The 24,239-nt window shown below is 59.6% G+C and carries 27 protein-coding genes; 11 read left to right on the forward strand and 16 right to left on the reverse strand.

Translation table 11 applies throughout. The features are described 5' to 3' along the window. Positions 1-95 precede the first annotated feature (95 nt). From murA to JH25_RS17480, 7 genes are all read right to left on the reverse strand, one after another. Positions 96-1,361 carry a UDP-N-acetylglucosamine 1-carboxyvinyltransferase gene (murA, locus tag JH25_RS17510; protein ID WP_032877771.1) on the reverse strand — a complete coding sequence of 422 codons (1,266 nt, stop codon included), beginning with the start codon at positions 1,359-1,361 and terminating at the stop codon, positions 96-98. A gap of 23 nt (positions 1,362-1,384) precedes the next feature. Next, positions 1,385-1,624, reverse strand: a complete 240-nt coding sequence (locus tag JH25_RS17505) for a BolA family protein (RefSeq protein ID WP_003188597.1) — start codon at positions 1,622-1,624, stop codon at positions 1,385-1,387. Between the two features lie 116 nt (positions 1,625-1,740). Further along, the gene (locus JH25_RS17500; RefSeq protein WP_005784859.1) at positions 1,741-2,046 is read right to left on the reverse strand and encodes an STAS domain-containing protein; all 306 of its coding nucleotides are present in this window, start codon (positions 2,044-2,046) and stop codon (positions 1,741-1,743) included. Next, positions 2,043-2,690 carry an MlaC/ttg2D family ABC transporter substrate-binding protein gene (locus JH25_RS17495; protein WP_032877773.1) on the reverse strand — a complete coding sequence of 216 codons (648 nt, stop codon included), beginning with the start codon at positions 2,688-2,690 and terminating at the stop codon, positions 2,043-2,045. Before JH25_RS17495 ends, JH25_RS17500 begins: the two co-directional genes overlap by 4 nt. Before the next feature lie 11 nt (positions 2,691-2,701). After that, entirely contained in the window at positions 2,702-3,169 is a 468-nt protein-coding gene (gene mlaD, locus JH25_RS17490; protein ID WP_005784855.1) for an outer membrane lipid asymmetry maintenance protein MlaD, read from the reverse strand. After that, positions 3,169-3,966, reverse strand: a complete 798-nt coding sequence (gene mlaE / locus JH25_RS17485) for a lipid asymmetry maintenance ABC transporter permease subunit MlaE (protein ID WP_005784853.1) — start codon at positions 3,964-3,966, stop codon at positions 3,169-3,171. Before mlaE ends, mlaD begins: the two co-directional genes overlap by 1 nt. Further along, positions 3,966-4,775 carry an ATP-binding cassette domain-containing protein gene (locus JH25_RS17480; protein WP_005784851.1) on the reverse strand — a complete coding sequence of 270 codons (810 nt, stop codon included), beginning with the start codon at positions 4,773-4,775 and terminating at the stop codon, positions 3,966-3,968. The genes mlaE and JH25_RS17480 overlap by 1 nt, the downstream gene beginning before the upstream one ends. 298 nt (positions 4,776-5,073) lie before the next feature. On the opposite strand from JH25_RS17480, the gene JH25_RS17475 reads away from it, so the two are divergent. From JH25_RS17475 to JH25_RS17430, 10 genes are all read left to right on the forward strand, one after another. Further along, on the forward strand, positions 5,074-6,048 hold the full coding sequence (locus JH25_RS17475) for a KpsF/GutQ family sugar-phosphate isomerase (RefSeq protein ID WP_032877777.1): 975 nt from the start codon (positions 5,074-5,076) through the stop codon (positions 6,046-6,048). After that, positions 6,049-6,573 carry a KdsC family phosphatase gene (locus JH25_RS17470; RefSeq protein WP_005784847.1) on the forward strand — a complete coding sequence of 175 codons (525 nt, stop codon included), beginning with the start codon at positions 6,049-6,051 and terminating at the stop codon, positions 6,571-6,573. Positions 6,574-6,581: 8 nt separating this feature from the next. Further along, complete coding sequence (gene lptC, locus JH25_RS17465) at positions 6,582-7,154, forward strand: LPS export ABC transporter periplasmic protein LptC (RefSeq protein ID WP_032877780.1); 573 nt, start codon at positions 6,582-6,584, stop codon at positions 7,152-7,154. Continuing rightward, positions 7,141-7,674 (forward strand): lipopolysaccharide transport periplasmic protein LptA, encoded by a 534-nt coding sequence (lptA, locus tag JH25_RS17460; protein ID WP_032877782.1) that lies wholly within the window; start codon positions 7,141-7,143, stop codon positions 7,672-7,674. Before lptC ends, lptA begins: the two co-directional genes overlap by 14 nt. Then, positions 7,674-8,399, forward strand: a complete 726-nt coding sequence (gene lptB, locus JH25_RS17455) for an LPS export ABC transporter ATP-binding protein (RefSeq protein ID WP_005784841.1) — start codon at positions 7,674-7,676, stop codon at positions 8,397-8,399. The genes lptA and lptB overlap by 1 nt, the downstream gene beginning before the upstream one ends. Before the next feature lie 183 nt (positions 8,400-8,582). Beyond that, positions 8,583-10,076 (forward strand): RNA polymerase factor sigma-54, encoded by a 1,494-nt coding sequence (locus tag JH25_RS17450; RefSeq protein ID WP_005784839.1) that lies wholly within the window; start codon positions 8,583-8,585, stop codon positions 10,074-10,076. A gap of 75 nt (positions 10,077-10,151) precedes the next feature. After that, a complete protein-coding gene (gene hpf, locus JH25_RS17445) occupies positions 10,152-10,457 on the forward strand; it encodes a ribosome hibernation-promoting factor, HPF/YfiA family (protein ID WP_003171804.1) in 306 nt (101 codons plus the stop codon). 9 nt (positions 10,458-10,466) lie between these two features. Next, positions 10,467-10,931 carry a PTS IIA-like nitrogen regulatory protein PtsN gene (gene ptsN / locus JH25_RS17440; protein WP_032877784.1) on the forward strand — a complete coding sequence of 155 codons (465 nt, stop codon included), beginning with the start codon at positions 10,467-10,469 and terminating at the stop codon, positions 10,929-10,931. Positions 10,932-10,933: 2 nt separating this feature from the next. Further along, positions 10,934-11,791: an RNase adapter RapZ gene (gene rapZ, locus JH25_RS17435; protein WP_005784834.1), complete on the forward strand. Its 858-nt coding sequence runs from the start codon at positions 10,934-10,936 to the stop codon at positions 11,789-11,791. 16 nt (positions 11,792-11,807) lie between these two features. Continuing rightward, positions 11,808-12,080 carry an HPr family phosphocarrier protein gene (locus tag JH25_RS17430; protein ID WP_032877786.1) on the forward strand — a complete coding sequence of 91 codons (273 nt, stop codon included), beginning with the start codon at positions 11,808-11,810 and terminating at the stop codon, positions 12,078-12,080. A 21-nt stretch (positions 12,081-12,101) separates the two neighbouring features. Here JH25_RS17430 and JH25_RS17425 read toward each other — a convergent pair whose 3' ends face one another. The 6 genes from JH25_RS17425 to pmbA form a co-directional block, all read right to left on the reverse strand. Next, a complete protein-coding gene (locus tag JH25_RS17425) occupies positions 12,102-12,995 on the reverse strand; it encodes a ZIP family metal transporter (protein WP_005784830.1) in 894 nt (297 codons plus the stop codon). A 32-nt stretch (positions 12,996-13,027) separates the two neighbouring features. Next, the gene (locus JH25_RS17420; RefSeq protein ID WP_032877788.1) at positions 13,028-13,639 is read right to left on the reverse strand and encodes a superoxide dismutase; all 612 of its coding nucleotides are present in this window, start codon (positions 13,637-13,639) and stop codon (positions 13,028-13,030) included. Between the two features lies 1 nt (position 13,640). After that, the gene (locus tag JH25_RS17415; protein ID WP_005784824.1) at positions 13,641-14,069 is read right to left on the reverse strand and encodes a hypothetical protein; all 429 of its coding nucleotides are present in this window, start codon (positions 14,067-14,069) and stop codon (positions 13,641-13,643) included. Positions 14,070-14,096: 27 nt separating this feature from the next. Next, entirely contained in the window at positions 14,097-15,473 is a 1,377-nt protein-coding gene (locus tag JH25_RS17410) for a class II fumarate hydratase (protein WP_032877789.1), read from the reverse strand. Continuing rightward, positions 15,466-15,861, reverse strand: coding sequence for a hypothetical protein (locus JH25_RS17405; protein WP_032877790.1), 396 nt, complete (start codon positions 15,859-15,861; stop codon positions 15,466-15,468). The genes JH25_RS17410 and JH25_RS17405 overlap by 8 nt, the downstream gene beginning before the upstream one ends. Before the next feature lie 147 nt (positions 15,862-16,008). Beyond that, positions 16,009-17,355: a metalloprotease PmbA gene (gene pmbA / locus JH25_RS17400; protein ID WP_005784818.1), complete on the reverse strand. Its 1,347-nt coding sequence runs from the start codon at positions 17,353-17,355 to the stop codon at positions 16,009-16,011. Positions 17,356-17,463: 108 nt separating this feature from the next. Between pmbA and yjgA the strand changes: the two genes are divergently transcribed. Further along, the gene (yjgA, locus tag JH25_RS17395) at positions 17,464-17,985 is read left to right on the forward strand and encodes a ribosome biogenesis factor YjgA (protein ID WP_005784816.1); all 522 of its coding nucleotides are present in this window, start codon (positions 17,464-17,466) and stop codon (positions 17,983-17,985) included. Between the two features lie 44 nt (positions 17,986-18,029). Here the strand turns inward: yjgA and tldD are convergent, their stop codons facing one another. The 3 genes from tldD to JH25_RS17380 are packed head-to-tail and all read right to left on the reverse strand — an operon-like array spanning position 18,030 to position 24,201. Continuing rightward, positions 18,030-19,472, reverse strand: a complete 1,443-nt coding sequence (gene tldD / locus JH25_RS17390; protein WP_012722229.1) for a metalloprotease TldD — start codon at positions 19,470-19,472, stop codon at positions 18,030-18,032. 16 nt (positions 19,473-19,488) lie between these two features. Then, the gene (locus tag JH25_RS17385; RefSeq protein WP_032877791.1) at positions 19,489-20,337 is read right to left on the reverse strand and encodes a carbon-nitrogen hydrolase family protein; all 849 of its coding nucleotides are present in this window, start codon (positions 20,335-20,337) and stop codon (positions 19,489-19,491) included. 48 nt (positions 20,338-20,385) lie between these two features. Then, positions 20,386-24,201 (reverse strand): YhdP family protein, encoded by a 3,816-nt coding sequence (locus JH25_RS17380; protein WP_032877792.1) that lies wholly within the window; start codon positions 24,199-24,201, stop codon positions 20,386-20,388. Positions 24,202-24,239: the final 38 nt, after the last annotated feature.

Below are 24,239 nucleotides of genomic sequence, written 5' to 3' on the forward strand. Positions count from 1 at the left end.
ACAGTGCCAGACACAGATCGAGGCCATGACAGCCTCGATTTGAAACAAACCAGTGTGTAGGAGCGAGCTTGCTCACCCCTACAGGGCAGTGGGGGTTAGCCCGGTACGCGGCGGATTTTAGCGCCGAGCATCTGCAGTTTTTCTTCGATGCACTCGTAGCCACGGTCTATGTGGTAGATGCGGTCGATCAGGGTGTCGCCTTCGGCGCACAGTGCCGAGATTACCAGGCTGGCGGAAGCACGCAGGTCGGTAGCCATTACTGGCGCGCCCTTGAGCTTGTCGATGCCGGTGACGATGGCCGTGTTGCCTTCCACCTGGATCTTGGCGCCCATGCGGTGCAGTTCGTACACGTGCATGAAGCGGTTTTCGAAGATGGTCTCGATCACGGCACCGGTGCCTTCGGCAATGGCGTTCAGGGAGATGAACTGCGCTTGCATGTCGGTCGGGAACGCCGGATACGGAGCAGTACGCACATTGACGGCTTTTGGCCGCTTGCCGTGCATGTTCAGCTCGATCCAGTCTTCGCCGGTGGTGATCTCTGCGCCGGCTTCCTTGAGTTTTTCCAGGACGGCTTCAAGGATGGTCGGATCGGTGTCCTTGACCTTCACGCGGCCACCGGTCACAGCAGCGGCAACCAGGTAGGTACCGGTCTCGATGCGGTCAGGCATGACTTTGTAGGTGGCGGTGTGCAGACGCTTTACACCATCAATAGTGATGGTGTCAGTGCCAGCACCGGAAACCTTCGCGCCCATGGCGTTCAGGAAATTGGCCAGGTCGACCACTTCCGGCTCACGCGCAGCGTTTTGCAGCACGCTGCGGCCGTTGGCCAAGGCAGCGGCCATCATGATGTTTTCGGTACCGGTCACACTGACGGTATCAAAGAAGAAGTTCGCGCCACGCAGGCCGCCTTCCGGCGCCTTGGCCTTGATGTAGCCGCCTTCGACGTCGATGACTGCGCCCATGGCCTCAAGGCCACGGATGTGCAGGTCGACCGGACGCGAACCAATGGCGCAACCGCCAGGCAAGGCCACTTCGGCTTCGCCGAAACGAGCAACCATCGGGCCCAGCACCAGGATCGACGCACGCATGGTTTTCACCAGTTCGTACGGTGCGATCAGGGTCTTGATGGTGCGCGGGTCGATTTCGACGGCCAGCTTCTCGTCGATCACCGGCTCAATGCCCATGCGGCCGAACAGCTCGATCATGGTGGTAATGTCGTGCAGGTGCGGCAGGTTGGCTACAGTCACCGGGCCATCGCACAGCAGGGTCGCTGCCAGGATCGGCAAGGCGGAGTTTTTCGCACCGGAAATGCGGATCTCGCCATCAAGGCGGGCACCGCCGGTAATAATCAATTTATCCATAAGAATCTCGACGCCTTGGGGGCTCAGGTGCGCTCGGCCCAGGCCGCGCGGCTGAAAAATTTCATAGTGACCGCATGGATGCTGCCATCGGTGATCCATGGGTTCAAATGGGCATAGATCTGCTGCTGACGCTTGACCGGGCTCAATGCCGCCAGTTCATCGCTAATCACGTTCAGCTGGAAATTGCAGCCTTCGCCTTCAACTTCAACAGTCGTTTCCGGCAGCTTTCCTTCAAGGAAGCTCTTAACTTCTAGGGCCTGCATGCTCAACCTCTATCGGCGCCCAGTGCGCACGGGTCGCACATCATACAAAAAAGCCCCGCGCCTGCGAACCCCGCATAGCAGGACTCTGACGGGGGGGCTTTTCTGATAAATGTGTATTAAGGGTGTGCCAACAGCTCGGTCAGGCCGGAAACCTCGGCAATCTCGCGCATGTCTTCAGGCAAGGCACGGATACTGAGCGGCTTTTTTGCTGCTTCGGCATCGCGCATGAAGCACAGCAGCAACGACAGACCGACGCTGCTGGACTTGGTCACCGCCGAACAGTCAACCACCAGCGCAGGCGCATTGCTGGCCTTGATCAGTGCCTGGCCCTGCTTGCGCAGGTCAGGCCCGGTACGGTAATCGAGCACGCCGCTGAGCAACAGCTCGCCGGCGTCGCCGATACGAACAGCCGCCTCGGTCATTGCGCAGGCTTCCCGGCAGCTTTGTCGGTTTCTTCCTTGGCCTTGGCCACTTCACCGGCCCAACCATTGATGGTCTTGTCCAGGTTATTGCCATTGCGCTGCATCGCATCGGCGAACTGGTCACGGAACAGCTTGCCGATGTTGATGCCGTTGATGACCACGTTGCGCAGCTTCCATTCACCGTTGATTTTCGTCAGGGTGTAGGACACCGGATAGATCGCGCCATTGCTGCCCGAGACTTTCATTCCGACCTCGGCACGGTCGCCCGACTCCTCCCTGGCAGGGTCAACGACGATGCCCTGGTTGTTGTATTCCAGCAGAGCGTTGCCGTAAAACTGGAACAGACCACGCTTGAAGTTTTCCTGGAACGTCTGCATCTGCGCCGGGGTTGCCTTGCGCGAATACTTGACCGTCATGATGCTTTTGGAAATACCTTCGGCATCGACCACCGGGCCAACAATCGTGTTGAGTGCTTCGTAGAACCTGGAAGGGTCTTGCTTGTACTGCTCTTTGTTGGCCTTCAGGTCGGCCAGCATCCTGCTGGTCGTGTCCTGCACCAAATCGTGCGCAGAACCTGCCGCATTGGCCATCAGCGGCAACGCTGCAAGCAGTACCAGCAGGCCACGTCGCAAGGTAGAGATCATGAACAGATTCCTCATTTAGCGTCTTTATTGACCGTATTGAGCAGGAATTTACCGATCAGGTCTTCAAGTACCAACGACGACTGTGTGTCGTGGATTGTAGAGCCATCCTTGAGCAAGGCTGTTTCCCCGCCCACGCTGACACCGATGTATTTCTCGCCCAGTAGCCCCGCAGTGAGGATAGATGCCGTGGAGTCGGTCGGCAGGTTATCTACCTTCTTGTCCACCTGCATGGTCACTCGCCCGGTGAAGCTGTCGCGGTCCAGATCGATTGCCGTGACCTTGCCGATGGTAACGCCGGCCATGGTCACTTTGGCTCTGACCGTCAAACCGGCGATATTGTCGAAATACGCGTAAAGTTTATAGGTATCGGCGGTGGGGCTGGCCGACAGGCCGCTGACTCGCAGGGCCAACAACAGTAAAGCCAGGATGCCAGCCAGCAAGAAAAGGCCGACACCGATCTCCACAGTGCGGTTTTGCATCAGAAATCTCCAAACATCAAGGCGGTCAAAATGAAGTCAAGGCCCAGTACCGCCAGCGAGGCGTACACAACGGTCTTGGTAGTGGCACGACTGATCCCTTCTGAGGTGGGCTCGCAGTCATAGCCTTGGAATACGGCAATCCACGTCACCACAAAGGCAAAGACAATGCTCTTTATGATGCCGTTGAGCACGTCACCGGTGAAGGTCACGCTGTTTTGCATGTTGGCCCAGTAGGAACCGTCATAGACGCCCAACCAGTCAACCGCCACCCACGAACCGCCCCAGATACCCACCACGCTGAAAATCATCGCCAGCAATGGCAGGGAAATAAAGCCGGCCCACAGGCGCGGGGCAACAATGTACTTGAGCGGGTCCACACCGATCATTTCCAGGCTGGACAGTTGCTCGGTGGACTTCATGTTGCCGATTTCGGCGGTCAGCGCCGAACCTGCACGCCCCGCGAACAGCAAGGCAGTGACCACCGGGCCGAGCTCACGCAGCAGGGTCAAGGCCACCATCTGGCCTACCGCCTGCTCCGAGCCGTAGCTGGACAGGATGTTGAAGCCCTGCAGCGCCAGCACCATGCCGATGAACACCCCGGAGACCACAATGATCACCAGGGACATCACACCCACTGCGTGCAGCTGCTTGAGCAGCAGGCCGAAGCCCCCGCCGATGCCACCGCGGCCCAGCAAGGCGTGGAACAGGAAAATGGTCGAACGCCCCAGGACTTCGATGATGTCGATGCCCGAGCGACCGAAAAGGCGAACCTTTTCGATAAGAGATGTCTTGCGCATCAGCGCTTCCCCAGAAGATCTGAGCGGTAGTCCGCTGCCGGAAAGTGAAAAGGCACCGGGCCATCGGGATCGCCGGTCATGAATTGGCGGATACGCGGGTTATCGGCGTTCATCAGCTCTTCAGGCGTACCCTGCCCCAGCACCTGGCCATCACCCACTACGTACAGGTAGTCGGCGATGCTCGCGGTTTCGGCCAGATCGTGAGACACCACGATGCTGGTGATTCCCAATGCATCATTGAGCAGGCGGATCAGGCGCACCAGCACACCCATGGCGATCGGGTCCTGCCCCACGAATGGCTCGTCGTACATAAGGATCTGCGGGTCGAGGGCAATGGCCCGCGCCAGGGCGACACGGCGCTTCATACCGCCGGACAATTCGTCCGGCATCAGGTCGATGGCACCGCGAAGGCCAACGGCCTGCAGCTTCAGCAACACAATGTCACGAATCATTTCATCGGACAGCTGGGTATGCACCCGCAGCGGGAAGGCTACGTTTTCGAAAACATCGAGGTCGGTAAACAGCGCACCGCTCTGGAACAGCACGCCCATATGCTTGCGCGCATCGAACAGATCGCTGCGCGACAGCGTCGGCAGGTTCTGGCCGTTGACCCACACTTCGCCGGCACTGGGGCGCAATTGCATGCCCATCAGGCGTAACAGGGTGGTCTTGCCGCAACCGGAAGGCCCCATGATGCCCGTGACCTTGCCGCGAGGAATGCGAATATCGACGTTATTGAAGATGCTGCGCGAACCGCGCTTGAAGGTAAGGCCCTTCAGCTCGACCGCGTAGGCGTTATCGGCACTCATCTAATCTCCTTGGGATGCAGCCTTTCACTCAGACACCATGTGTGCGACTTTGGTTTGCAACGGATGCGCAATAATTAGGCACATGGGTTGGGCGGACCGAACTGGCGGCGAACTATATCACCGCTGGTGCGGCGCCCCCAAGGCCGGAACAGCGCTCGTTCAGATTTAGGACAGGGAATAACCGTTACCGAAGGTGATTGGCTGGAACTTCGCGCACAAAGCCTGACGAACTTACGTGAGGGAATTGATCATTACCGCTATAATCGCCGCCTTTTCGTCAGGCTATACGATTTCAGACATGAGCCAATCCAGCGAACTTGTTCAATCCGCACAACGCACCATCCGCCTAGAGCTTGAAGCCGTAGAAGGCTTGCTGGCCCATATCAACGCGGATTTCGTGCGCGCCTGCGAGATGATCCTGGCCAGCAAGGGCCGCGTTGTCGTGGTCGGCATGGGTAAATCCGGCCACATCGGCAACAAGATCGCCGCCACCCTGGCAAGCACCGGGACCACCGCTTTTTTCGTGCATCCGGCAGAAGCCAGCCACGGCGACATGGGCATGATCACCAAGGATGACGTGATTCTGGCGCTGTCCAATTCCGGCACTACCAACGAAATCGTGACCCTGTTGCCGTTGATCAAGCGCCTGGGTATCCAGATGATCAGCCTCACGGGCAACCCGGAATCGACCCTGGCCAAGGCCGCCGACGTCAACCTCAACGTGCACGTGGCCCATGAGGCCTGCCCGTTGAACCTGGCACCGACTTCCTCCACCACCGCCGCACTGGTCATGGGCGATGCCCTGGCGGTGGCGCTGCTGGAGGCCCGCGGGTTTACCGCAGAAGACTTCGCATTTTCCCATCCAGGCGGTGCCCTCGGGCGTCGCTTGCTGCTGAAAGTGGAAAATGTCATGCATTCGGGCGCCGAACTGCCAAGCGTTCCACGCGGTACCCTGCTCAGGGATGCGCTGATGGAAATGACCCGCAAGGGCCTCGGCATGACGGCAATCCTGGAGACCGACGGACGCTTGGCCGGGATATTCACCGACGGTGATCTGCGCCGCACCCTGGACCGCACCATTGATATTCACACCGCCACCATCGACGCGGTGATGACACCCCACGGCAAGACCGCCCGCGCTGAAATGCTCGCGGCTGAAGCGCTGAAAATCATGGAAGACCACCGGATCGGCGCGCTGATCGTCGTCGATAACGATGATCGACCGATCGGAGCCCTTAACCTTGGCGACTTGCTGCGCGCAGGAGTGATGTAAATGACCAGCGATCTGTTGCAACGCGGTAAAAACATCAAGCTGGCGATTTTCGACGTTGACGGCGTGCTGACCGACGGCCGCCTGTACTTTCTCGAAGACGGCAGCGAATTCAAGACATTCAATACGCTCGATGGCCAGGGCATCAAGATGCTGATGGCGGCGGGCGTACAAACGGCGATTATCAGTGGTCGAAAGACGCCGGTTGTGGAACGCCGCGCACAAAACCTCGGAATTGCTCACCTGTATCAGGGCCGCGAGGATAAACTGGTGGTGCTGGACGAGCTTCTTGGCCAACTCAACCTAAGCTATGAACAAGTCGCCTATCTGGGTGACGACCTGCCCGACCTGCCGGTGATTCGCCGGGTGGGCCTGGGCATGGCGGTCGCGAATGCCGCGGCGTTTGTGCGCGAACACGCCCATGGCATCACCACCGCCCGTGGCGGCGAAGGTGCTGCCCGCGAGTTCTGCGAGTTGATCCTGCGTGCCCAGGGCAGCCTTGAAGCGGCCCACGCCGCCTACCTATAGAGCGTTATATGCTGAGCAAAAAGATTCGCAACTTCCTGCTATTCGGGGTCATTGCCGCGCTGTTCCTGGCGGTGGGCTACTGGAATATCAGCCCGGAGCGCTTTCTCGACAAGCCTGTTGCGCAGGTTGACGAAGGTGTTATCGACTATTACGCCACCAACGCCTACAGCATTCAGTTCCTGCCAGACGGCAAGGTGCAGTATGAAATGACATCGGACAAGGTCGAGCACTTGAAGGTAGCCGATGTCAGCCTGCTGACCAACCCGGACCTGAATCTGTATCGCGGTACCGAATTTCCCTGGCACGTGACCAGCAAGCGTGGCGAGGTGAACTCGGACGGCACCGAAGTTGAACTGATCGACTCGGTACGCGTCGCACGTACAGACGCGCAGAACCGCGACACCATCATTACCAGCAGTCGCATGACGGTATTCCCACAGAAGCAATATGCGCAGACCGAGCAAGACGTTAGAATCGACGGCGCTGGCGGTGTATCGACTGGCAAGGGAATGAAAGCGTATTTGAAAGAAAGCAGGATACACCTGCTATCGAACGTAAGAGGACAGTATGAGGCTCGTTAAAACCCTCCCTATTTTGCTCGGTCTGGGCGCAGCACTGGGAAGCGTGAGCGCCTGGGCTCTGCCGAACGATAGCCAGCAACCGATCCACATCTCGGCTGACGATGCGCAGCTCGATGACAAGCAAGGTGTCGCGACCTACAAGGGCGACGTAATCATCACTCAAGGTTCGATGAAGATTACCGGCAATACCGTCACCCTGACCCGCACCCCGGCCGGCGATATCGACGTCGTGACCTCGGTGGGCAACCTTGCCTATTTCGAACAGAAGCAAAACGCCGCCGATCCAGGCCCGATCAAAGGCTACGGCGTAACCATCCAGTACCACGCGCCGCAGAACCGCATCGTACTGACTGACCGCGCCAAAGTGATCAGCAGCGACGGCAACTCGACCGAAGGCGAGAAAATCGTCTACGACACCGTCAAGCAGGTCGCCACTGCTGGCCGCGCCAATGGCACCAAGGTCACCGCGCCACGTCCGCGCATTGACATGGTTATCCAGCCGAAGAAGAAGGCCCAGTAATGGCAACCCTGAAAGCCCAGCATCTGGCCAAGGCCTATAAAAGCCGCCAGGTGGTACGTGATGTCAGCCTGTCGATCGACAGCGGCCAGATCGTCGGCTTGCTCGGCCCCAACGGTGCCGGCAAGACCACCTGCTTCTATATGATCGTCGGGCTGGTCCAGGCGGATCAGGGTCGCGTATTGATCGACGACCTGGACGTCAGCCACCAGCCCATGCACGGTCGTGCACGCGCCGGTATCGGTTATCTGCCCCAGGAAGCGTCGATCTTCCGCAAACTGTCGGTAGCCGACAACATCATGGCGATCCTCGAGACCCGCAAGGAACTCGACCGCGACGGCCGCCGCAAAGAGCTGGAAAGCCTGTTGCAGGAGTTCCACATCAACCATATTCGCGACAACCTCGGCATGAGCCTGTCCGGTGGTGAGCGCCGCCGCGTGGAAATCGCCCGCGCCCTGGCCACCGCACCGAAGTTCATCCTGCTGGATGAACCGTTTGCCGGCGTTGACCCGATTTCGGTCGGCGATATCAAGCAGATCATTCACCACCTCAAGGCCAAGGGTATTGGCGTGCTGATCACCGACCACAACGTCCGTGAGACGCTGGATATCTGTGAAACCGCCTATATCGTCAACGATGGTCAGTTGATTGCTGAAGGCGACGCCGAGACCATCCTGGCCAATGAACTGGTCAAGGAAGTTTACCTGGGTCACGAGTTCCGCCTGTAGACGGAGTGGTATCGCGCCTTTCGCCGGAGCGCGCAGGAGTCAATAGAAACCTTGGTTTTTTTATTGTTACCGCGCTCTAGGCAAAGGCCCTGATATCAGGCATATAATTTGCTTATGTTGGCGCTCACGCGCCCTGTCGTGGATGGCGCATTGCGCCGGCGAATAAGGTGTTAAGCCCCTGCCATGAAACCATCGCTAGTCCTGAGAATGGGCCAGCAGCTGACGATGACACCGCAGCTGCAACAGGCCATCCGCCTGCTCCAATTGTCGACCCTGGACCTGCAGCAGGAAATCCAGGAGGCCCTGGAGTCCAATCCGATGCTCGAACGCCAGGAAGAAGGCGACGACTTCGACAATGCCGACCCACTGGCCGACAACATCGAGCAAAAACCCAATCCCGACGTGCAGGAACCCTCCTACCAGGAAACCGCCCCTACGGTGGACAACCTGGAAGAAGGGGAATGGAACGAACGCATTCCCAACGAGCTTCCCGTGGATACCGCATGGGAAGACGTTTACCAGACCAGCGCCAGCAGCCTGCCGAGCAATGATGATGACGAGTGGGACTTCACCACCCGCACCTCGGCTGGCGAGAGCCTGCAGAGCCACTTGCTGTGGCAACTCAACCTGGCGCCGATGTCGGACACTGATCGCCTGATCGCAGTTACGCTCATCGATTGCATCAATAACCAGGGTTACCTGGACGAAACCCTCGACGAGATCCTCGAAGCCTTCGACCCGGAACTGGACATCGAGCTGGACGAAATCGAAGCCGTCCTGCACCGCATCCAGCAATTCGAGCCCGCCGGCATCGGCGCCCGCACGCTCAGCGAGTGCCTGTTGCTGCAACTGCGCCAGTTGCCTGCCAAGACGCCATGGCTCGCCGAGGCCCAGCGCCTGGTCAGCGACTACATCGATCTGCTGGGTAGCCGCGACTATAGCCAGTTGATGCGCCGCATGAAGCTCAAGGAAGACGACTTGCGCCAGGTCATCGAGTTGGTGCAAAGCCTCAACCCGCGCCCCGGTTCGCAGATTGAATCCAGCGAAGCCGAATACGTGGTTCCCGACGTGATCGTGCGCAAGGACAACGAGCGCTGGCTGGTGGAGTTGAACCAGGAATCGGTGCCACGGCTGCGGGTCAACCCGCAATACGCAGGTTTTGTGCGCCGCGCCGATACCAGCGCCGACAATACCTTCATGCGCAACCAGTTGCAGGAAGCGCGATGGTTCATCAAGAGCCTGCAAAGCCGCAACGAAACCCTGATGAAAGTCGCCACCCAGATCGTCGAGCACCAGCGCGGGTTCCTGGAATACGGGGACGAAGCCATGAAGCCTCTGGTGCTGCACGATATCGCCGAAGCGGTAGGCATGCATGAATCGACAATTTCCCGGGTAACCACGCAAAAATTCATGCATACCCCGCGCGGTATTTATGAGCTGAAATACTTTTTCTCCAGCCACGTCAGCACCTCCGAAGGCGGCGAATGCTCGTCCACGGCGATCCGCGCGATCATCAAAAAACTGGTTGCCGCGGAAAATCAGAAAAAGCCGTTGAGTGACAGCAAGATCGCTGGTTTACTGGAGGCACAAGGTATTCAGGTCGCCCGTCGAACCGTCGCCAAGTACCGTGAGTCCCTTGGGATCGCGCCTTCCAGCGAGCGTAAGCGGTTGATGTGACGGGCGGGCCACAGCGTTCCAGTGGTGGGTATTCCTGCCCACCGCTTTATGCACTGGCAACGAAGGAGAAGCTGTATGCAAGTCAACATCAGTGGACACCAGCTGGAAGTCACCAAGCCCCTGCGTGAATACACCGAGAGCAAGCTGAACAAGCTTGCGGGGCATTTTGACAAGATCACCAACGTGCAGGTCATCATGGAGGTCGATAAGCTCAAGCAGAAAATCGAGGCCACCCTGCACGTACCGAATGCCAAGCTCGTCGCCAATGCGGAACACGAAGACATGTACGCGGCGATTGACTCGCTCTACGACAAGCTCGACCGCCAACTCATAAAGCATAAGGAAAAGAATCTGCACCTGATGCAAGGTACAGGTCGTTAACCCTCCCCCATGATCCAACTTCAAACCATCCTGACCCCCGGCCGTTCCCTTGTGAACGTGCCGGGCGGCAGTAAAAAGCGCGCCCTGGAACAAATTGCCAACCTGATCAGCAGCCAAGTGCCTGAGCTGGAGATGCAAGATGTTTTCGAGGCTCTGATTGCCCGTGAAAAACTCGGCTCCACCGGTTTTGGCAACGGCATCGCTATTCCTCACTGCCGTCTCGAAGGCTGCCAGACCCCGGTCAGCGCCTTGCTACACCTGGAAAAACCCATCGACTTCGACGCCATCGACGGTGCTCCGGTTGACCTGCTGTTCGTGCTGCTGGTCCCGCAAGCCGCCACCGATGCGCACCTGGAACTGCTCCGGCAGATAGCCAGTATGCTCGACCGTAAGGAAGTACGTGACAAGTTGCGCAGTGCCAGCAGCAACGAGGCGCTGTATCAGGTCGTCCTGGATGAACAAAACGGGCAGTAATCATGCGTTTGATCATCGTCAGCGGCCGCTCCGGCTCAGGTAAAAGCACCGCCCTCAATGTGCTTGAGGACAACGGCTTCTATTGCATCGACAACCTGCCGGCCGGCCTGCTGCCGGAGTTGGCGGAGCGCGCCCTTATCCACACCGAGCTGGCGCAGCCGCTGGTCGCTGTGTCGATCGACGCCCGCAACCTGCCCAGCCACCTCTCGCGGTTCCCGGAACTGCTCGAAGAAGTGCGCGCCAAGCACATTCATTGCGATGTGCTGTACCTGGATGCCGATGAAGAAACCCTGCTCAAGCGCTTCTCCGAAACCCGTCGACGCCACCCGCTCAGCAGCGCCAACCGCTCCCTGGCCGAAGCCATTGAAGACGAGACCAAACTGCTGGGGCCGATCATTGATCTGGCCGACCTGAAGATCAACACCACCAGCCTGAACCTGTACCAGTTGCGTGACGCGATCAAGTTGCGCCTGCTGAATCAGCCCGAGCCGGGCACGGCGTTCCTGGTCGAGTCGTTTGGCTTCAAGCGTGGCATGCCGGTCGATGCCGACCTGGTGTTCGATGTGCGCTGCCTGCCCAACCCTTACTGGAAGCCGGAATTGCGCGATCAGTCGGGGCTGGATCAGCCCGTCGCCGACTACCTTGCCGCGCAGCCGGATGTGGAAGAGATGTTCCAGGACATCTCCAGCTACCTGCTTAAATGGTTGCCGCGTTTTGCCGCGAGCAATCGGGCGTATGTCACCATTGCCATTGGCTGCACGGGTGGCCATCACCGCTCGGTTTACCTGACTGAGCGGCTGGGCCAGGTGCTGCAACAAACCCTCAAGAATGTCCAGGTTCGCCACCGCGACCTAAGCTGAAAGGAACACCTGCGCGATGCCCGCTCTGGAAATTGAAATCATCAACAAGCTGGGCCTGCACGCCCGGGCGTCGGCAAAGTTCGTCGGCGTGGCCGGAAAGTTTCCCTGCCAGATCCGCGCCGGGCGCACACCGGAGTCCATGGTCGATGGCAAGAGCATCATGGCGATGATGATGCTGGCAGCCGGCAAGGGCACCACGATTCATCTGCACACTGCAGGCGAGCAAGAGCAGGAAGCGATGGCGGCGTTGGTTGAGCTGATCAACAACAAATTCGATGAAGGCGAATAACCGCCGATACGAGAGCTGGCTTCAGCCCAACGCCGTATCCATCACCATCATCAGGCAAAACCCGATACACAACCCCAGGCTGGCGAGCTTTTCGTGACCGTTGCGACGCGATTCGGGGATGACTTCATGGGTCACTACCAACAACATCGCACCGGCGGCCAGCGCCAGCCCCAACGGCAGCAACACCTCAGCCAGGCTCACCAGCCAGGCGCAGAGCACCGCAAATACCGGTTCAACCAATCCTGATGCGGCGCCGATCAGGAACGCCTTGATCCGCGACATCCCCGCCCCAGCCAATACCAGCGCGATCACCAAGCCCTCGGGTACATCCTGCAAGGCAATGCCCATGGCGAGACTGTCAGCATCCGCCATCCCTCCTCCCGCGGAGACGCCCACTGCCATGCCTTCGGGAATGTTGTGCGCAATGATGGCGAACACAAACAGCCAGATGCGCGGCGGGATCACCGGCTTATCCGGCGTCCCCACCAGCATCTCCGGGCTGGCGCCGGAGACCTTGCGATCCACCAGATACAACCCGAATGCGCCCAGCATGATGCCGAAGCTGATCAGCCCACCCGCACCCCACGGCGAAAGGCCCAGGCCTTCAGCCGCGGCGATACCCGGCACGACCAGGGAAAAAGCGGTCGCTGCGAGCATCACACCTGCACCGAAGCCCAGCAAGGTGTCGCTCAGCGCTACCGGCATCCGCCGTATCACCAGGACCGGCACCGCGCCCAGCGCCGTGCCGAGCGCGCAAATCGCGCCGCCCTGCAACGCGCGCAGGATACGCGGCTCAAGGTCCAACCAGGCCAGCCCATGGGCCACCAGCAACGCAGTCCCTGCCAATAACAGCAGTGAACCGAACGCATAACGGAACATTCGCACGCTGCTGATCGCCAGTGTTTCAGTGCCCATAGTCGCCCTTAGATCTTGTTTTAGAGTGAATGTCAGGCCAAGGCGGCCTGGTAGCGGGCAGCAACTTCCGGCCAGTTAATTACGCTGTAGAACGCATTGATGTATTCAGGGCGACGGTTCTGGTAACGCAAATAGTAGGCATGTTCCCAGACGTCCAGACCGAGGATTGGCGTGTTGCCGCTCATCAGCGGGCTGTCCTGGTTGCCGCTGCTTTCCACGACCAGCGTGTTTTGCGGGGTGACACTCAACCAGGCCCAGCCACTGCCGAAGCGGGTCAGCGCAGCCTTGGTGAATGCCTCCTTGAAACTGTCAAAACCGCCCAATTGCTCATCGATAGCCTTGCCCAGCGTGCCTTCGGGCTTACCGCCCCCTGTAGGTGACATGACCGCCCAGAACAACGAATGGTTTGCATGGCCGCCTCCTTGATTGACCACGGCAACGCGTAATTTCTCCGGTAATTTCTGCACGCTGGACACCAGCTTCTCCACCGGCCAACCGGCGAATTCCGTGCCCTCCACGGCAGCATTCAGATTATTGATGTAAGTCTGGTGATGCTTGGTGTAGTGAATCTCCATGGTTTGCGCGTCGATATGCGGCTCAAGGGCGTCATAGGCGTAAGGCAGGGCCGGCAGGGTGTAAGTCATATCAATGTGCTCCATAGTGAGACGAGGTCGACTGCGGCGCAGCATCGCCCAGCAACCGGTGGGTGCGGGGGTACTCGCCGTGATCGCTGATGAAATTCAACAGCTCGACGTAGGTCTTGCTGCTCTGGCGCAACGCCGCCTCGCGCAACTGCGGGTTAAGGCGCGGGTCCTGCATGGTCTGCAACAATCGCTGGTGAATGGCGCAGAGGTATTCCGCGCTTTCCTCAGGTTGATTCAGGCGCAAGTGCAGGTCCGCCAGGTTGTGATGAGAAATGACGCAGGCCGCCACTGCTTCGTCGGCATCCGCCCAGCGTTCGAACAACACTTGGGCCAGGGCCAGGGCTTGCAGATAGGCCTCGCGGGCATCCACCAGCTCGCCCGCCATAAAGCAGCGATTGGCCCGTTCGATCGTACGTTTCCAGTGCTCCATGGTGAGCCTCCAAAGCAGGGTGGTTAATTACACGCCGCCAGCCGTGAGCTTTTCCGGGTCCAGCAGGACTTCCAGTTGGCTGCGCGGCAGGTCGGTGTGCTCAAGGGCAACATCGATGACCGGGCGGCCTTGCTGGTAAGCTTTCTTGGCAATTTCAGCGGCCTTCTGGTAACCAATGATCGGGTTAAGGGCGGTGACCAGGATCGGGTTGCGCGACAGTGCTTCTTTGAGCTTGGCTTCGTTGACCTTGAAGCTGGCAATGGCCTTGTCCGCCAGCAAACGACTGGAGTTGGCCAGCAACTCAAGGCTGCTGAGCAGGTTTTGGGCGACGATCGGCAACATCACGTTCAGCTCGAAGTTGCCCGATTGACCCGCAACCGTGATGACGGTGTCATTGCCGATGACCTGCGCAGCGACCATCGCCGTGGCTTCCGGGATCACAGGGTTGACTTTGCCGGGCATGATCGACGAGCCCGGCTGCAAGCCCTCCAGCTCGATTTCACCGAGGCCGGCCAAGGGGCCGGAGTTCATCCAGCGCAGGTCGTTGGCAATCTTCATCAGTGATACAGCTGTGGCCTTCAACTGGCCTGAGACTGCGACGGCAGTGTCCTGGGAGCCAATCAATGCAAAAAGGTCCTTGCCGGGCGTGAACTTCACCCCGGTCAAATGGCTCAGTTGCTGACTGAAACGCCCGGCAAATTCAGGATGCGCGTTGATCCCGGTGCCCACCGCTGTGCCGCCCTGGGCCAGTGCCTGCAAGGCCGGAAGCAGGTCCTGCAAGTGCCCGATATTGGCCTTGAGCTGCTGCGCCCAGCCATGGAGCACCTGGCTCATGCGCACCGGCATGGCGTCCATCAAGTGGGTACGGCCGGTCTTGATGAACGGATGCACCTCTTCAGCCTTCTGCTCGATCACCTGCACCAGGTGCAGCAGGGCTGGCAGCGTTTGCTCATGCAGTACCAAGGCGGCGCTGACGTGAATGGTGGTGGGGATAATGTCATTGCTGCTTTGGCCACAGTTGACGTGATCGTTAGGGTTGACCACCTCACCGAGCAAACGGCTGGCAAGGGTCGCAATCACTTCATTGGCGTTCATGTTGGAGCTGGTGCCGGAACCGGTCTGGAAGATATCCACCGGGAAGTGCTGCATGTAGTCACCTTCGAGCAAGCCTTGGGCGGCATCGACAATGGCCTTGCCCTGCCCTTCGCTGATCTGCTTGAGGTCGACGTTGACCTTGGCCGCGGCTGTCTTGGCCAGGATCAGGGCGCGGATGAATTGCGCCGGCATACGCTGATGGCTGATCGGGAAGTTGTTCACCGCTCGCTGGGTTTGCGCGCCATACAACGCGTCTTGCGGCACATGCAGTTCGCCCATGCTGTCGCGTTCGATACGGGTATTACTCATCATTAGATCCTTGCACCAAGTCAGAAACGGAAATCGAAGGCAGTAATTCACAGGTCGCCAACTGCCAGGCAAAGGTCTGCCAGCGCTTGAGGCGGCAGGCACACTGGGAGAGTTTTTCCAGGTCGCGCAGCGGGCGCCACGCTTGGTCCAGGCACATCGAACGCCAATGCCAGGGCAGCGCGATATCGCTGGCGGTGTCGATCAGCAGGCGGAATGAAGTTTCGGCGATCGTCCACGGATGGGTCGCGGTGCAACAGGCCAGGTATCGACCTTCATTGAGGTAATGTTCGATCAGGCGAGGTTCATTGGGATCGAGGCCACAGCGAATCTGGCGGCTCATCCAGCGCCAGCTTTCCAGATACGGATCCTCATGCAGGACAGAACTCATGATCCACACTCATTCGGTAATGATATTTATTATTAAATGATATTGAGAATCAAAACAAGAGTGCCCGATTAATACCTCTGTGACATGGGCAATAAAAAAGGCGCGCCATCCTTGGGATGGCGCGCCTTTCCTTGAGTACCGGAGAGGTTAGCTACCGGCGACCGTCATCCGCTCGATCAGCACAGACCCCGTGCGGATATTGCTGCGCAACTCCAGATCATTACCCACAGCGACAATTTGCTTGAACATATCGCGCATGTTGCCGGCGATCGTCACTTCCTGGACGGCGAATTGAATTTCGCCATTTTCCACCCAGAAACCTGCCGCGCCCCGGGAGTAATCACCGGTGACCATATTCAGGCCCTGGCCCATCAACTCAGTCACCAGCAAGCCACGCCCCATGCGTCGCAGCAATGCAGCCTGGTCTTCGTCACCATGGGTCACGAACAGGTTATGCACGCCACCGGAGTTGGCGGTACTCGGCAGGCCAAGCTTGCGACCGGCATAGGTACCCAACACATACGAGACCAGCTCACCATTTTCGACAAACGGCTTGGCATAGGTCGCCAGGCCATCACCGTCGAACGACGAACTGCCCATCGCACGCATCAAATGCGGGCGCTCATCGATGGTCAACCACTCAGGAAACAGCTTTTGGCCGATTGCGCCTTCAAGGAATGACGATTTTCGATAGAGGTTGCCACCGGAAATCGCCCCCAGGAAGCTACCGAACAAACCACCGGCCAGTTCCGCAGAAAACAGCACCGGCACTTCGCACGTCGGCACCGGGCGCGCGCCCAGGCGACTGGCGGCACGCTGTGCAGCCCGTTGGCCAATGCTGACGGGGTCTGCCAACAAATCACCCTGGCGGTTCACGTCGTACCAGTAGTCACGCTGCATCTGGCCGTTGGCTTCGGCGATCATCACGCAACTGAGGCTGTGACGTGTGGACGCATAACCGCCGATAAAACCATGGCTGTTGCCGTACACACGGCAGCCCTGGTGAGTGCTCAGCGTGGTGCCATCAGCATTCTTGATCCGAGGGTCGGTATCGAAAGCCGCCGCTTCGCAGATCAGCGCTTGTTCAATGGCTTGCTCCGGGGTGATGTCCCAGGCGTGGAACAGGTCGAAATCCTGCACATCCCTGGCCATCAGCGCCTTGTCGGCCAGCCCCGAGCTTTCATCCTCGGAGGTGTGCTTGGCAATCGCCAACGCAGCGGCGACGGTCTCGCGAATCGCTTCCGGGCCGCTGGCCGAGGTGCTGGCCGAGCCTTTGCGCTGGCCTGCGTACAAGGTGATGCCGAACCCCTGGTCGCGGTTGAACTCGACCGTTTCCACTTCCCGCTGGCGCACCGAAGTCGACAGCCCCTGCTCCAGCGACACCGCCACTTCACAGGCGCTGGCCCCCTGGCGCTTGGCCTCGGCGAGGATCTGCTCGACTTGTTCCTGCAGTGCCGGTAACGCTTGCGGACCGACGCTTTGGGCTGCACTCATGGTTTTCTCCACTCAAATTCTGCTTTCGGTTAAGGCCATCGAGCGACCGGGCCGGACAAGCGGCCCCCGACTGGTTATCATGGCGGCGTTTCTTTGCGGACTGCCACCATGGTTGATTCTTACGACGACTCCCTCGATGGGGAGAAAAGCAAAACCCAGGTCAAACGCGAGCTGCATGCTCTGGTTGACCTCGGCGAGCGCCTTACAACGCTCAAAAAAGATTTGATTGCCAAACTGCCATTGACCGACGAAATGCGCCGGGCCCTGGCTGATGCGCCCAAGCACACCGCGAATATCGCGCGCAAACGGCACATCTCGTTTATCGGCAAATTGATGCGCGATCAGGACATTGACGCCATTCTGACCTTGCTTGATCAAACCGATGCCTCCACTCGCCAGTACAACGAACGCTTCCATAACCTGGAACGTTGGCGTGACCGCCTGATCGCGGGCGATGACGCCGTGCTGGAGAAATTCGTGATGGACTACCCGGATGCGGACCGCCAGCAATTGCGCTCCCTGATCCGTCAGGCCCAGCACGAGCAGGCGCACAACAAAGCGCCGGCCACCAGCCGTAAAATCTTCAAGTACATCCGTGAGCTGGACGAGACTCAACGCGGCCTGCGCTGATCCTCTTCCACGGGTGGCGGCCTTCGCCACCCGAAGCTCCGTCCTTACGACCCCGTGCCACCCACGGTGATCGCATCAATTTTCAGGGTTGGCTGCCCCACGCCTACCGGCACTGACTGCCCATCCTTCCCGCATGTGCCCACGCCGCTGTCCAGCGACAGGTCGTTACCGACCATCGACACCTTGCTCATGGCCTCCGGCCCGTTACCAATCAAGGTGGCCCCTTTGACCGGCGCGGTAATCTTGCCGTCTTCGATCAGGTACGCCTCGCTGGTGGAGAACACGAACTTGCCGCTGGTGATGTCGACCTGGCCACCGCCCAGATTGGCGCAATAGATACCGCGTTTCACCGAGGCGATGATTTCCGCCGGATCGCTTTCGCCACCGAGCATGTAGGTATTGGTCATGCGTGGCATCGGCAAATGCGCGTAGGACTCACGACGGCCGTTACCGGTGCGCGCCACGCCCATCAGGCGAGCGTTGAGCTTGTCTTGCATATAGCCCTTGAGCACGCCGTTTTCGATCAGGGTGGTGCATTCGGTCGGCGTGCCTTCGTCATCGACGCTCAGCGAACCACGGCGCCCGGCCAGCGTGCCGTCGTCCACGATGGTGCACAGCTTGGACGCAACCATCTCACCCATTCGCCCGCTGTAGGCCGAACTGCCCTTGCGGTTGAAGTCGCCTTCCAGGCCATGACCGACCGCTTCGTGCAACAGCACCCCGGACCAACCCGAGCCCAGCACCACCGGCAAGGTACCCGCCGGTGCAGGGATGGCTTCGAGGTTGACCAGCGCCTGGCGCAGCGCTTCACGGGCATAACCCATGGCACGGTCATCGGTGAGGAAATAGCGGTAGTCGGTACGCCCGCCGCCGCCATGGCCACCGCGTTCGCGACGACCGTTCTGCTCGACGATCACACTCACATTGAAACGCACCAGCGGCCGCACATCCGCCGCCAAGCCGCCGTCGGTGGAGGCAACGAGGATGCGCTCCCACACACCGGCCATGCTTACGGTAACCTGCTGGATACGGGGATCCAAGGCACGAGTAGCGGCGTCGATACGTTTCAGCAGCTCGACTTTTTCCGCACGGCTGATCACTTCCAGGGGGTTATCCGGCGCATACAACTGAGCCACGTCCTGGGTGCTGAACGCCTGCACCGTGCCATTTTGTCCAGCGCGGGAGATCGAGCGCGCAGCACGTGCTGCCAGGCCCAGCGCCTCCAGGGTGATCGCATTGCTGTAGGCAAAACCCGTTTTTTCACCAGACTGGGCACGCACGCCCACTCCCTGGTCGAGGTTGAAACTGCCTTCCTTGACGATGCCGTCTTCCAGGGCCCAGGACTCGGAAATCTGCCCCTGGAAATACAGGTCAGCCGCGTCAATGCCTGGCCCGGCGAGATCGCCCAGCACGGTTTGCAAACTTTCGATGGTCACGCCACCGGGTGCCAGGAGGTGTTCACTGACTGAGGACAACAACTCGCTCATAGGTTTGGCCTTAAATTCATCGTTCTGAAGCAGGCCGCTGCGCGCCCTGCGAGAAAAAGCGCCGGTGGTTCGCCACCGGCATGCGCGTCCGTATCGACGCTTGTTCACCGCTATCGCGTTCGGCCAGTAGCACCGCTTCGCCTTGATCCTGTTGCGCCAGCACCCGCCCCCAAGGGTCGATGATTGCCGCGTGGCCAAAGGTTTCCCGTGGGCCTGGGTGCACACCGCCTTGAGCCGCTGCCAGCAGGTAGCACTGGGTTTCAATGGCCCGCGCCCGAATCAGCACATCCCAATGGGCGGCCCCAGTCACCGCCGTAAAGGCCGAGGGCGCGGTAATCAATTCAGCCCCCGCAGCGCGTAATTCGCTGTACAGCTCGGGAAAGCGCAAGTCATAGCACACCGTCAGCCCCACGCGGCCCACTGGCGTATCCGCCACCACTACATTGCTTCCAAAAGCATAGTCGTCGGATTCGCGGTAGCGACCGCGAGCATCCGCTACGTCCACATCAAACAAGTGGAGCTTGTCATAGCGAGCGACGATTTCACCCTGATCATTGATCAGCAGCGAGCAAGCGTTGGCCTTGGCGTGGGGATGGTCCCTGGGCGGCAGCGGCAACGTGCCGGCCACTATCCATAAGGTGAGGTCGCGGGCAGCCTGTTTCAACCATGGCAGGATCGGGCCTTCACCGAATGCTTCGGCGCGGCCAATGTCGGCCACGTCACGGCGTCCCATGGCGGCGAAGTTCTCCGGCAAAACCGCGAGTTTCGCGCCGTTTGCCGCCGCCTGCTCCAGCAGGCGGCGTGCCTGGGCGAGGTTGGCCAGCACGTCGCTCTGGCTGACCATTTGGATTACTGCAAAGGACATGGGCCGACACTCCAGACAGGGCATGGGGCCATGCTACTCCACAGGCTCTCAGTTTGGCTTTTCAAATGGCTTGTCGAAGGTGATTTTCGGATCCTTCCAAGGGCCTTGCACCTTGTACTGCACACTGGCAAAGCGCGAAACCCGATCACCGATCAGCTTGTCGATCAGGAACAACGCACCACCAATGGCAGGCGCACCGACAATCAGCGCCGCGATGGGCAGGTTGTTGGTCACCGGCAACGTGACCAGCAGCTTGGCGTCGACGCGATCGGCGACCAGATCCAGGGTGCCGTTAAGCTCAAGATTGGTCGAGGGCCCGGTCATGGTGACGGGCTCACGGGTCACGAACACACCATTACTGGCAGCCAGCAAGCCCTTGACTCGGTCATAGCTCAAGCCTTTGCCAAACAGGTCGGAAAAGTCCAAACGCAAACGCCGGCCAATGGAGTTGAAGTTAAGCAGGCCAAACACCCGCAATGCCTGGGCGCCCCCTTCCACTTCAACGAACTGACCTTTACGGAATGCCGCATCCAGGCTGCCGGAAAAGCGCTTTGGCCCAACCCAGGCCGGCGAGCCCGGCCAACGGCCATCCACGTCCAGATGGAAATCCTCACTGGTCACCGTAGGCGCAAAACCCCAGCCCTTGAGCACATCGGCGATATTTCTGCCATCGAGGCGGCCCTTGTACCAACTGCTGCTGGCTCCCGGCGCGCCTTCCCAGCCACCGGCGCCCTTGAGCAGCATCCCCTTGAGGCCCAGGTCCAGGTTATTGAAGGCCAGGCCCTTGGCGGTCGGACGAATCCGCAGGGACCATGCCCCTATCAGATCGGGGCCCTGGAACAGCTGGTCAATGGCGATGTCCAGTGCCGGGATGCTTTTGGGGTCGATATCGGCCAGCGGGTCCGGTGCGTTTTCGTCGGCCTGGGCTGTCGGGTCCACTGCGGGCAATTTGACGTACTTGAGGTTGATCGCAATCGGCGCGCCCTTGGCATCGGGCAGGTTCACCGTGCCGTTGGCTTGCTGGCTGTCGAGCTGCAGGCCCCAGGCAGCCGGCTTGCGATCAAGCTGCAACTTGACCTGGTCAAACTGGGTACCAAATCCGGTCAGCTTGCCTACCCTGAAGTCGGCGCCACTGAGCAGTTGCTTGGCATTGCCACCTGGGTCGTTACCCGCGTAGCGGTCCACGAGCTTTTTCCAGGGATCGATATCCAGTTCCGACAGCACGCCACGAATGCGCAAGCCCTTGGCCCCGGGCAACAGCGCGTCACCGTCACCCAGGAACAATTCGCCACGGCCGTTATTGAAGTTGTCCGGCGGTGCCGCAAAGGTGAAATTCGCCAGCTCGCCGTAATCAAACCAGTAACGTCGCTCAGCGCCCTGCAACGTCATGCGAAAGGTGCTGTCACGTCCCTGGCTGGCCGGCATGCCGAACGGCGCCGGTAGATCCACCGCAACACCCTTGAGGTTGGAGTTGACCATCAACTGACTGTCCGCACCGTCCAGAATAACCTGCAACTGGTAAGGAATATCGCCGGATACCGGCAACGGCTGACTGACGTTCAGCCAATCCGTCAGGCGCTTGACCGCCACCTGGCCCTTGGCAGTCACGCGAGTGCTGATATTGCCCGGCTTGCCCTCGGCGAAGATCTGCGCAGTGATAGGTTGCTCGAATGCCTGGGCCGAGATGTTCTGACCGCTCAGGCCCTTGGCGCTATCGAAGCGAAAATCACCCTTGAGCTGGGTGAGGTCCAAGGGCGGTTCAGCCAATTGCAGGCGTGCCTTGTCGGTCTTGAAGTCCACCACGATCTTGGGCTCGGTGCCCTTGGCCAGGGGAACGTCGAGGTCCAGGCTACCTTGCAGGTCACCCTCGCCTTTCCAGCCGGCGAACGTGGACGCGGTACCGATGGGCGCTTCCTGAAGAATTTTCAGACCATCACCCAAGCCACCGGAAAACCCGCCGGTGAGCAACAGATGACTGTCCTTGCCGGCCGGTGCGTGAGGAATATTGACGTACACATCCTTGACCCGGGTGTCGAGCAACTGCCCCTTGCTCGCCAGGATGCGCACGCCGCTTTCCTCGACGAACACTTCACCATTAACCTTGTTCACATGGGGCCAACCCGGCTGGAAGGCCAGTTCGGCGTCATGCACCTTGAAGAACAGGCTGATATTGCGCGACGCCGGCAGGGCGTTGTGGCTCAACGAACCCTGGTACTGGAAAAAGCCTTCATCCACTGCCCCTTTGAGAATCGCGGTACGCAGCCATTCATCAAGCGCCGGGCTCAACACGGCCGGCAAGTATTTGGGGGTAAAACGGCCATCGCCATCGACCATGCCGACCCGCAGGTCCATGTAGTCTTCCTGGCTATGATCGAAATGCAGGCGAATAAGAAAGTCCGCCGCGACCTTACCCTCTTCGCCCAGCACCTTGATGTACGGAGCGATCAGGGTGAAACCCTGTTTGTCGAGTTTCCAGGTCAGGCGTGCATTGGCCTGGATGTACTGCCAGGGCTTGGCGAAGATGGGGAACAGATGCAGGGAAAAATCCTTGCTGTCCATGCGCAGTTCGCCATGGCCCAGGTCGCCACTGATGCTGCCGGACACATTACGCGCGGCCGGCGCACCGAAATACGCGTCGAAACCGACGCGCTCAAGGTTCGCGGCAAAGCTGACTTTCTGGTCGGTGGCGTCCTGAGGGCGGAAATCCACCAGCACATTACGCAACAGGCCAGTGGCCTTGAGATGCTCGACGGTCTTGGCGAAACCTTCGGGCAACGGCGCCAAGGCATTGAGCAGCGGCGTGATCGGCGTCAGGTCAAGACGATCGGCCTGCAACTTCCACACTTCCTGTTCTTTATCGGTCGCCAGGTTTTGCTGCAATTGAATGCGCGACTCCCAGCGGGTGTCGCCAATGTTCATTGCCAGCGAATCGAACAGCACTTCAAGGCCACTATCACTGCGTTGCAGGTAGGCCGTCAGCGCCAGATTCTCCAGATGCACGGGCTTGCGGTCGGCGTAGCTGCCCTTCACTTGCGGCGAGTTGAGGCGAACAGCAGCGCTTTGCACGGTGCCTTTGGCCCAACTGAGCCAAAACTCACCGCCGGCTTTGAACCGCGTGAGTTTCCATTGCTGGGTTAGCCGGGCGGGAATCCATTTGGCCCAGTCGCTTTGCGGCAGGCTCAGGTAGGCGTCGATCTCTGCGTCCTTCCACTGGCTGGCGCGAATACGGCTACGCAGGCTGACAGCAAGCGGCTGGCCATCAGGCAAGGTCAGCCGTGCATCCAGACGCTGATGGCTCATGCCGGTATGCAGGCTCAGGCCTACATAGGTCACGGTCACCGGCGCCTGATCGAAGGGCTGCAAGGTAACCTGACTGTCCAGCACCGACACGCGCTTGACCATTTGCATGCGCGTCAGCAACTGTTGCGGGTCCAGCGGCTGGTCGTCCTGAACCGGCAAGCCTTGCAGCGTCCAGCGGCCGTCCTTGTCTTCCTTGACGCTCAATTGCAGGCCGCTGACTTGAAGGTGGGCGATGCGCACTTCACGGGCCAACAGGCTGGCCCACATATCCGGTACCACTTCCACCTGGTCCAGGCGCAAGGCACTGCTGCCCTCGCCGACCATCACATCGTGAGCCAGCAATACCGGAGCAAACCCGCTCCAGCGGCCTTCAAGGCTGCCGATATGCAGCGGTGTATCCACTGCAGCCTGGGCCTTGGCTTCGATTTCGGCGCGATATTCGGCGACCAATGGGGTCAATTCACGCCCCAGGCTTACGTACACCGCCGCCAATACCAGCAGCAACGCACACAGGCCCAAGCCCCAGCGGGTCAAAGCGGCAAAAAAGCGTATCAGACGCTCCATGTCAGGCGACCCTCAAAAAACAGTTGGCGGACGGCAGA

It is taken from the genome of Pseudomonas sp. BRG-100, from assembly GCF_000737955.1.
Classification (GTDB): domain Bacteria; phylum Pseudomonadota; class Gammaproteobacteria; order Pseudomonadales; family Pseudomonadaceae; genus Aquipseudomonas; species Aquipseudomonas synxantha_A.

Coding starts and splice junctions, on each gene's coding strand:
- JH25_RS17505 (WP_003188597.1), bottom strand. CDS start 1,624: ATGCAGGCCCTAGAAGTTAAGAGCTTCCTTGAAGGAAAGCTGCCGGAA.
- mlaE (WP_005784853.1), bottom strand. CDS start 3,966: ATGCGCAAGACATCTCTTATCGAAAAGGTTCGCCTTTTCGGTCGCTCG.
- JH25_RS17380 (WP_032877792.1), bottom strand. CDS start 24,201: ATGGAGCGTCTGATACGCTTTTTTGCCGCTTTGACCCGCTGGGGCTTG.
- JH25_RS17480 (WP_005784851.1), bottom strand. CDS start 4,775: ATGAGTGCCGATAACGCCTACGCGGTCGAGCTGAAGGGCCTTACCTTC.
- JH25_RS17495 (WP_032877773.1), bottom strand. CDS start 2,690: ATGATCTCTACCTTGCGACGTGGCCTGCTGGTACTGCTTGCAGCGTTG.
- ptsN (WP_032877784.1), top strand. CDS start 10,467: ATGATCCAACTTCAAACCATCCTGACCCCCGGCCGTTCCCTTGTGAAC.
- hpf (WP_003171804.1), top strand. CDS start 10,152: ATGCAAGTCAACATCAGTGGACACCAGCTGGAAGTCACCAAGCCCCTG.
- JH25_RS17450 (WP_005784839.1), top strand. CDS start 8,583: ATGAAACCATCGCTAGTCCTGAGAATGGGCCAGCAGCTGACGATGACA.
- murA (WP_032877771.1), bottom strand. CDS start 1,361: ATGGATAAATTGATTATTACCGGCGGTGCCCGCCTTGATGGCGAGATC.
- JH25_RS17425 (WP_005784830.1), bottom strand. CDS start 12,995: ATGGGCACTGAAACACTGGCGATCAGCAGCGTGCGAATGTTCCGTTAT.
- yjgA (WP_005784816.1), top strand. CDS start 17,464: ATGGTTGATTCTTACGACGACTCCCTCGATGGGGAGAAAAGCAAAACC.
- pmbA (WP_005784818.1), bottom strand. CDS start 17,355: ATGAGTGCAGCCCAAAGCGTCGGTCCGCAAGCGTTACCGGCACTGCAG.
- tldD (WP_012722229.1), bottom strand. CDS start 19,472: ATGAGCGAGTTGTTGTCCTCAGTCAGTGAACACCTCCTGGCACCCGGT.
- lptB (WP_005784841.1), top strand. CDS start 7,674: ATGGCAACCCTGAAAGCCCAGCATCTGGCCAAGGCCTATAAAAGCCGC.
- JH25_RS17500 (WP_005784859.1), bottom strand. CDS start 2,046: ATGACCGAGGCGGCTGTTCGTATCGGCGACGCCGGCGAGCTGTTGCTC.
- mlaD (WP_005784855.1), bottom strand. CDS start 3,169: ATGCAAAACCGCACTGTGGAGATCGGTGTCGGCCTTTTCTTGCTGGCT.
- JH25_RS17410 (WP_032877789.1), bottom strand. CDS start 15,473: ATGAGTAATACCCGTATCGAACGCGACAGCATGGGCGAACTGCATGTG.
- JH25_RS17430 (WP_032877786.1), top strand. CDS start 11,808: ATGCCCGCTCTGGAAATTGAAATCATCAACAAGCTGGGCCTGCACGCC.
- JH25_RS17470 (WP_005784847.1), top strand. CDS start 6,049: ATGACCAGCGATCTGTTGCAACGCGGTAAAAACATCAAGCTGGCGATT.
- lptA (WP_032877782.1), top strand. CDS start 7,141: ATGAGGCTCGTTAAAACCCTCCCTATTTTGCTCGGTCTGGGCGCAGCA.
- JH25_RS17385 (WP_032877791.1), bottom strand. CDS start 20,337: ATGTCCTTTGCAGTAATCCAAATGGTCAGCCAGAGCGACGTGCTGGCC.
- JH25_RS17415 (WP_005784824.1), bottom strand. CDS start 14,069: ATGGAGCACTGGAAACGTACGATCGAACGGGCCAATCGCTGCTTTATG.
- JH25_RS17475 (WP_032877777.1), top strand. CDS start 5,074: ATGAGCCAATCCAGCGAACTTGTTCAATCCGCACAACGCACCATCCGC.
- JH25_RS17420 (WP_032877788.1), bottom strand. CDS start 13,639: ATGACTTACACCCTGCCGGCCCTGCCTTACGCCTATGACGCCCTTGAG.
- rapZ (WP_005784834.1), top strand. CDS start 10,934: ATGCGTTTGATCATCGTCAGCGGCCGCTCCGGCTCAGGTAAAAGCACC.
- lptC (WP_032877780.1), top strand. CDS start 6,582: ATGCTGAGCAAAAAGATTCGCAACTTCCTGCTATTCGGGGTCATTGCC.
- JH25_RS17405 (WP_032877790.1), bottom strand. CDS start 15,861: ATGAGTTCTGTCCTGCATGAGGATCCGTATCTGGAAAGCTGGCGCTGG.